6 protein-coding genes and 1 pseudogene are annotated in these 6,065 nt (G+C 71.8%); 2 read left to right on the forward strand and 5 right to left on the reverse strand.

Annotated elements, in window-relative coordinates; translation table 11 throughout:
* Positions 1-96: 96 nt before the first annotated feature.
* The 3 genes from purE to BJF85_RS27720 form a co-directional block, all read right to left on the reverse strand.
* Positions 97-597, reverse strand: coding sequence for a 5-(carboxyamino)imidazole ribonucleotide mutase (purE, locus tag BJF85_RS23430; protein ID WP_075850139.1), 501 nt, complete (start codon positions 595-597; stop codon positions 97-99).
* Between the two features lie 76 nt (positions 598-673).
* Entirely contained in the window at positions 674-1,855 is a 1,182-nt protein-coding gene (locus BJF85_RS23435) for a 5-(carboxyamino)imidazole ribonucleotide synthase (RefSeq protein WP_075850140.1), read from the reverse strand.
* A gap of 56 nt (positions 1,856-1,911) precedes the next feature.
* Positions 1,912-2,097: a hypothetical protein gene (locus tag BJF85_RS27720; RefSeq protein ID WP_139320819.1), complete on the reverse strand. Its 186-nt coding sequence runs from the start codon at positions 2,095-2,097 to the stop codon at positions 1,912-1,914.
* A gap of 63 nt (positions 2,098-2,160) precedes the next feature.
* Between BJF85_RS27720 and BJF85_RS23440 the strand changes: the two genes are divergently transcribed.
* On the forward strand, positions 2,161-2,652 hold the full coding sequence (locus tag BJF85_RS23440) for a pyridoxamine 5'-phosphate oxidase family protein (RefSeq protein ID WP_255375894.1): 492 nt from the start codon (positions 2,161-2,163) through the stop codon (positions 2,650-2,652).
* On the opposite strand, the gene BJF85_RS23445 is transcribed toward BJF85_RS23440, so the two are convergent.
* Both BJF85_RS23445 and BJF85_RS23450 read right to left on the reverse strand, forming a co-directional pair.
* A complete protein-coding gene (locus tag BJF85_RS23445) occupies positions 2,598-3,974 on the reverse strand; it encodes a glycosyltransferase 87 family protein (RefSeq protein WP_075850142.1) in 1,377 nt (458 codons plus the stop codon). The genes BJF85_RS23440 and BJF85_RS23445 overlap by 55 nt on opposite strands.
* A gap of 130 nt (positions 3,975-4,104) precedes the next feature.
* Entirely contained in the window at positions 4,105-5,010 is a 906-nt protein-coding gene (locus tag BJF85_RS23450) for a GGDEF domain-containing protein (RefSeq protein WP_222844660.1), read from the reverse strand.
* A 211-nt stretch (positions 5,011-5,221) separates the two neighbouring features.
* On the opposite strand from BJF85_RS23450, the pseudogene BJF85_RS23455 reads away from it, so the two are divergent.
* Positions 5,222-6,065, forward strand: a pseudogene (locus BJF85_RS23455) (sigma-70 family RNA polymerase sigma factor); the annotation flags it as partial.

Below are 6,065 nucleotides of genomic sequence, written 5' to 3' on the forward strand. Positions count from 1 at the left end.
CCCCATAGTCGCATCGGGCGCTGCCGCGCGTCAGCGCGTCGTTGGGGGTGGTGGCCGGGCGACGGGCGGGCGCGACTATGGGGCCCTTGGGGGCTTTCAGCCGGAGCGTTTCTGTTGCAGGGCCGCGTCCTTGTCGAGGACGAGTTGTTCGAGGTCGGCCTGGAAGGTCGTCATGCGCTCCTGCAGGGCGGGGTCGGCCGCGGCGAGCATCCGCACGGCCAGCAGGCCCGCGTTGCGCGCCCCGCCGACCGACACCGTCGCCACGGGAACCCCGGCCGGCATCTGCACGATCGACAGCAACGAGTCGAGCCCGTCGAGGTACTTCAACGGCACGGGCACGCCGATCACGGGCAGCGGCGTCGCCGACGCCACCATCCCGGGCAGGTGCGCCGCACCGCCCGCCCCCGCGATGATCACCCGGATGCCGCGGCCGGCGGCGTCGCGGGCGTAGTCGAGCATCCGCTGCGGCGTCCGGTGCGCCGAGTACACGCCGACCTCGTAGGGCACGTCGAACTCGTCCAGCGCCTGCCCGGCGGCCTCGAGCGTCGGCCAGTCCGAGTCGCTCCCCATGATCACGCCGACGACCGGTGTACTCACGCCGCCTACCTCCGCTCCTGCTCGATGAACTACTCGGTCAACCGTCCGGCTGCACTCGCGTCGGTGCACGCCGGTGTCAGTGCACGCTGTACCCGTCGGGCCATTCGGCGTGCGAGAGCCAGTGCGCCGCCATGCGCGCCTTGGCGCGTGTGTCGTCGTCGATCGGCCCGAGGACGTTGACGTGTCCCAGCTTGCGGCCCGCACGTTCGCCCTTGCCGTACAGGTGCACCTTGGCGTCGGGATACCGCGCGAACAGGTGGTGCAGCCGTTCGTCGACGCTCATCGTCGGCGTCTCGGGCGCGCCGAGCACGTTGGCCATGACGGTCGGCGACAGCGGGTCGGTGGTGCCGAGCGGGTAGTCGAGCACGGCCCGCAGGTGCTGTTCGAACTGCGACGTGCGCGAGCCGTCCATCGTCCAGTGCCCGGAGTTGTGCGGACGCATCGCCAGTTCGTTGATGACCAGGCCGTCGGTGGTTTCGAACAGCTCGACCGCCATGACCCCGGCGACGTCGAGTTCCTCGGCGATCCGCAGCGCCACGTTCTGCGCCTGCACCCGGCGCTCGTCGGACAGTCCGGGCGCCGGGGCGAGGACCTCGGTGTTGATGCCGTCGACCTGCACGGTCTCGACCACCGGCCACACCGCGCCCTGGCCGAACGGCGACCGCGCCACCATGGCCGACAGTTCGCGCAGCATCGGCACGCGCTGTTCGATCAGCAGCGACGTGCCGGCCTCGAGCAGCACCGGGATGAGCTCGCGTGCCTCGTCGGCGGAGCCGATCTGCCACACGCCCTTGCCGTCGTAGCCGCCGGTGGCGGCCTTGAGGATCGCGGGCCAGCCGTGGGTGTCGCCGAACTTCACGGCGTCGGCGACGTCGGTGACCTCGACGAACGCCGGGTTCGGCAGGTCGAGGGCGGCCATCCGTTCCCGCATGAGGAGCTTGTTCTGCGCGAACGCGAGCGCACCGGGGCTGGGCCGGACGACGACCCCGTCGCCGACGAGGGCCCGCAGGTGCTCGCCGGGGACGTGCTCGTGGTCGAACGTCAGCACGTCGACGTCGCGGGCGAAGGCGCGCAGCGCGTCCAGGTCGGTGTGGTGGCCGAGGGTGACGTCGGCGGCGACGAGCCCCGCCGCCTCGCCCTCGCCGACGGCGAGCACCCGCAGCGTCTGGCCGAGCGCGATCGCCGACTGGTGGGTCATCCTGGCGAGCTGACCACCACCGACCATGCCGACGACGGGAAGACCGGTTCGAGTATCCATAGCCGCTTCAGAGTAGGCCGCCCCTCCGAACGCCACTCACGAGCCGCCGCCGAGTGTCACCACCGCCACGGACGCGACGACTCCGGCAGGCACCGCTCCGCGTCCTCCCGGACGAACAGTTCCTCGATGTCCTCGCCCGTGACGGCCACCTTCGACGACGTCGTCGAGCGGATCAGAGGAAAGCTCAGGCGGGCACGGGAACGTTCGGGTTCCGCATCGCCCGACTCCACCGCCCTGCACATGGACACATCGTAGGCCGGGCGGCCGACGGGTGGGTTGACCTCGATCGTGGTCGAGGTCGGAGCATGCCCGGTATGCCAAATTTCGACGTTGTCGCGTTCCTCGACGAGCCCGGTCATCCGGCGGCCGTCGCGACGGTCACCGGGCGGGGACGTCCCGCGTTGGCCACGATGTGGTTCCTCCTCGCCGACGGGCGTCTGTGGTTCCACAGTCCCGTCGACGCACCGGCTCCGTTCCTCGACGCCGCGGCCGCCGGACGGGAGGTGTCGGTGCTGGTCGCGACGTTCGCCCCGCCGCACGACGTCCGCCAGTTCCGGACCACCGGACCGGCCAGCCTCGAGGAGCCCGACCTCGACCGCGTGCACCGCATTTACGAGCGCTACCTGCCCGAGTGGACACCGGACTGGACCGAACAGGCCGCCTCGCCGCGCTTACGGCTGTGGTCGATGGTGCCCGCACGCGGGATGGCCGTCGCCTACCCGGACCTGGCCGACGCGGACGTCTACCGCTGGTCGGATCCCTCGGAGCTGCTGTCGGAGCCGACGTCGGCCGGCTGAGCACCGGACTCACCGGGCCCGCCGGCTCCACCGGCGTCCCCGAGCAGATGCCGGTACCTGCGCCACAGCCAGCGTCCGCCGAGCACGGCGACCAGTACGACCGGCACGAGCAGGTAGGCGCTGCCGAGGATGTACTCCCAGAACGCCCAGTGCAGTTCGAGGTTGCGGCCGTTGGGCAGCACGAGCAGCACGCAGCTGACGAACACCACGAACACGCCGGCCGCGAGGATCCAGCGCTTGCGCGTCTTGGCCGGGTCGGCGTGCGGCAGCTTCGAGACGAGCACGACGATCAGCGGCACCGCCCACACCCAGTGGTGCGACCACGACACGGGCGAGAGCAGCAGCGCGTAGAACGCCGTCACCAGCAGCGCCTCGAGCGGACGTCCGCTGCGGTGGAACCGCAGCATCAGCCACACCGCGAACGGCGCGAGCAGCAGGCCGACGGCGATCGCCGCGTTCGACGCCCACGGCGCGAGGTCGGTCATGCGGTTGAACAGACCGTTGAGGGACTGGTTGCCCGCCCAGTGCATCGGCCCGATCCGGCCCTGGTTGAACACGGTGTGCGTCCAGAACCGGAACGCGTCCGACGGGATGATCACGAACATCAGCGCCTGCAGGCCGAAGAACGTGCCCATCGCGCGCAACGCGTCCATCCGGCGTCCGGTGAACAGCAGGTGCGGGATGAAGATCAGCGGCGTCAGCTTCACCGCGGCCGCGACGCCGACCAGCACGCCGCCCCAGCGGCTGCCGCGCGCCGACACGACCAGGATGTCGACGACGATCAGGGCCATCAGGATCAGGTTGATCTGGCCGAGGAAGATCGTCCGCCACACCGGTTCGAGTGCGAAGAACAGCACCGCCGACAGGATCGTCAGCCGCGCAGGCGACACCCACTGCGGCACCTCGCCCTGCGGCCGCGGCAGCGCGCCGATGGCCACGCGGATGACCAGCGCCATCGCCACGAGCGACACCGCCGACAGCACACCCCACGCGACCTGCAGCGGCAGCACGGCCAGCGGCACGAACAGCAGTGCCGCGGTCGGCGGATAGGTGAACGGCAGCAGGGCCCAGAACGGTTCCGGGGCGAGCGTGTTGCTCTCGTACAGCGGATCGCCCTGCAGCAGGGTGATCGCGCCCGCGCGGTAGACCGCGGAGTCGACGCCGAGCTGCAGGTCGAAGATCCAGCCGAGGATGCCCGCGACGATCGCCAGCACCGGCAGGGCCAGCAGCAACACGAGCGAACGCGGGCGCTCCGCCAGTCGCGCGAGCGAGGCACGCAGGTGCAACGGCCCGCCGCCGGTCCATTCCGTCTCGGAACGCACCGGCTGATCGGCGTCACGCACGTCTGGGGAGCTCACCCATCCAGGAAACCATGGACCCCTGTTGGACCGGCGTGGGCCTGGGAATCAGCGGCCGGACGAACCACCGGTCGGCGTTCACCCCGGCCGCCGCTCACCGCTTGGCGAGCGAGTCGAGCAAGCGGCACGCGCCGTCGTAGTCGGCGGGCAGGCGCATCACGCCGACCCGCGCCGAGCCGGACTCCGCGAGCTGCGGGTCGACGGCGAAACGTTCGGTCAGTTCCCTGCGCAGCCGGACCGCACCGGCGGCGACCCCCGTCGACCGCGGGACCACCGCGACGACCGTCGACGAGCCCAGCACGGCGTGACTCTCGCCCCCGTCGAACACGTCGCGCAGCACATCGGCGCCCAGGATCATGCCGGCGGGCCGCAGGTAGACGGCCCCGCCGTCGAAGTCCAACGAGATGACCACCAGTGCGTGCCCCTCGGCGACGCACACCCCGTCGCGCGCGGCCTGGCGGTACAGCTCGGCCAGGCGCGTGCGCAGGTAGGCCATGGTGGGCAGTCCGGTGAGCGGGTCGTGCACCTCGCCCGCGGTGACCTCGTTGAGCGCGATCTCGGCCCACGCGACGGCCACGATGCGCAGCAGCCGCGTCGGGAGCGCGTCGACGTCCGGCACGGACGCCACCGGCTCGGCCGCGTCGGCGGGTTCGACGCCCGCGCTCAGCACCGAGTGCAGCGCGGCCAGGTCGCCGAGCGTCTCCTCGAGCCCCGTGCCCGCTGCGGCGCGGGCATGCGCCAGGGCCACCAGCGCGGGAGCTGCGTCATCGACCCCGCCCCGCCGGGCCACGGCGGCACACACCACGTCCACCTCGGGCAGCGGCCAGTCGTCGGGAAAACGCCACCCGCAGGCCAGGCTCGCCGCGCACCAACGGTGGCGGATCCGCGCCGCCTGGGCATGGACAGGCCGCTCCTGCCGGGCGCCGGGAACGGTTCCGTACGGTCCGGCGGACCGGTTCCCGTACGGCACCCCCGACACGTCGCCAGCACTCACGTCCACTCGCGCCCCCTTCCGGCTCGATTCAGGGGTGAGACGCCTACCGGCCGCATGCATGACGGCACCGGCGGCAATCAGTTGCGATCAGTTCCGCTCCGCCGGCAGGGGGCGGATTCGGGTGAACGGCCGACCCGCGTAATGACGAGTCCCCGAACGTCCGTCACACTTTGCTGCGCAGCGCGTCCCCTTATCGGGACGACCTGAGAGGAGAACCGTGAGCACCGCACCCACCGACCCACAGGGCATGAGCGACGCCGAACTCATCGCCGCTGTTCGCTCGGGCAGCCTGGAGTGCTACGGGACGCTGTACGAACGCCATGTGGCCGCAGCGTACAACCTGGCCCGGCAGCTCGCGCGGACGTCGATCGAGGCGGACGACCTGGTCTCGGACGCCTTCTCGAAGGTGCTCGACACGCTCCGCGCGGGCAAGGGACCGGACAGCGCGTTCCGTGCCTACCTGCTGACCGCCGTGCGCCACGCGCCTACGACAAGACGCGCCGGGACAAGAAGCTCGACCTCGCCGACGACATGACGACCGTCACAACGGTCGGCGGTGCCGGCGCCGCGGCGCTCACGGAGGAGTTCTCCGACACCGCCGTCGAGGGCCTCGAACGCACCCTCGCGGCGAAGGCGTTCGCGACGCTGCCGGAACGGTGGCAGGCCGTGCTGTGGCACACCGAGATCGAGGGCCAGTCGCCCGCCGAGGTCGCCCCGCTGCTGGGTCTGACGGCCAACGGCGTGTCCGCGCTCGCCTACCGCGCGCGCGAGGGTCTGCGGCAGGCCTACCTGCAGGTGCACCTGGCCGAGGTCAGCGCGAGCCGGTGCAGCGCCACCGCCGAGAAGCTCGGCGCCTGGACGCGCGACGGGCTGTCCAAGCGCGAACGCGCGCAGGTCGAGACGCACCTCGACGAATGCTCCGACTGTCAGGCGCTCGCGGCCGAACTCGCCGACGTCAACGGTGCGCTGCGCGCCGTCGTCGCCCCGCTGGTGCTCGGTGGCGGCGTGCTCGGCTACCTCGCGCTGGCCGGCAGCGGCAAGGCCGCCGCCGCGGGCGCGGT

It is taken from the genome of Saccharomonospora sp. CUA-673, assembly GCF_001942305.1.
Taxonomy (GTDB): domain Bacteria; phylum Actinomycetota; class Actinomycetes; order Mycobacteriales; family Pseudonocardiaceae; genus Prauserella.